The 1,277-nt window shown below is 65.3% G+C and carries 1 protein-coding gene; it reads right to left on the bottom strand.

The features are described from left to right. Window positions 1-811: group II intron reverse transcriptase/maturase (ltrA, locus tag A3220_RS16435; RefSeq protein WP_084812816.1), on the bottom strand; the 811-nt coding region annotated here is incomplete at its 3' end. Window positions 812-1,277: the final 466 nt, after the last annotated feature.

Genomic DNA, 1,277 nt, shown 5'->3' with positions numbered 1-1,277 from the left:
TGACGTATACCTGCAGGTCGTCGGCGTAGCGGCAGAAGCGGTGACCGCGGCGTTCCAGCTCCTTGTCCACGTCATCCAGCAGGATGTTCGCTAGCAGTGGGCTCAGCGGCCCACCCTGGGGCGTGCCCTGCCGGCGTGGCGCGGCCAGGCCGTCCTGGAACATCCCGGCTTCCAGATAGCCGCGGATCAGGCGCAACACTCGCTTGTCGCGGACGCGGCGCGCGATCCGCGCCATCAGCAGGTCGTGGTTCACCCGGTCAAAGAAGGCTTTCAGGTCAAGATCGACCACCCATCGGTGGCCGGCAGTGACATGGGCCTTCATCGCCGAGACGGCCTGCTGGGCACTGCGCCCTGGCCTGTAGCCGTAGCTCGATGCCGAGAATGTCGGATCGAAGATCGGCGTCAGTACCTGAAGCAGCGCCTGCTGGATCAGCCGGTCGGTCACCGTGGGGATGCCGAGCTGCCGCGTCCCGCCCTTGGGCTTGGGAATCTCGACGGCTCGGATCGGGCTGGGATGATACTCACCGGCCAGCAGCCGCTCACGCAGCGTCGGCCAGTACTGTTTCAGGTGATCGGCCAGCTGGTCCACCGTCATGCCATCGGCACCCGGTGCGCCTTGGTTGGCAACCACCTTCCGGTAAGCCCGCGCCATGTTGGCCTTCGCTACCACGGCCTCCATGAGCGGGGCGGGCTCCGCTTTCGTCCACGATGACGACGCCGGGACCGTCTCGACGCCCACCGGCCGGGACTCAGGGTTCCGCCCCTGCCCCTCTGGGTGGGTGACGGTATCAGCGTCAGTGTCTGTCTTCATGATCGATCCTCGAGACGTCATCGCCTACTCGCGGTTCTTCATGTTCGGCCCTTGGTGCCGGGGTGAATCGGCACTTACTATGGCCTCTGCTGACGTCTGGTGACCCATCCCGTCGCCTCTCGACGCCGGTAGCACCGTGGCAGACCACCAGACCTCCCAGGGTAAGACGCGCGACCTTCCCGCTTATGCCTGTCGGATTTACGTCATGGCGTTCCGTGCAAGTATCGGGCTTTGGTGATGCGTGCCACCTCACCCCGCCATGACGCCTCGTATCCGCTTCCTGTTCGTCAGGCCAGCGTTTTGCCTCGGGCTGCCTTCAGATTCTCCCTCGCGGGAGACACCCTTGCCGTCGGCTAGCACTTCCCCTTGCCGGGCGTGCAGGGGACTTTCACCCCCAAGTCATTCCAAGGCACCACCCTTGGAAACAGCGCCAGTCAGGCGCTGCGCGCCATGCCTGGCGCACAGG

Source organism: Halomonas sp. KX33721 (assembly GCF_001596805.1).
Lineage (GTDB): Bacteria > Pseudomonadota > Gammaproteobacteria > Pseudomonadales > Halomonadaceae > Vreelandella > Vreelandella aquamarina.
Note: the sequence above shows the minus strand (reverse complement) of the source record. Positions and strands in the feature narration are given on the sequence as shown.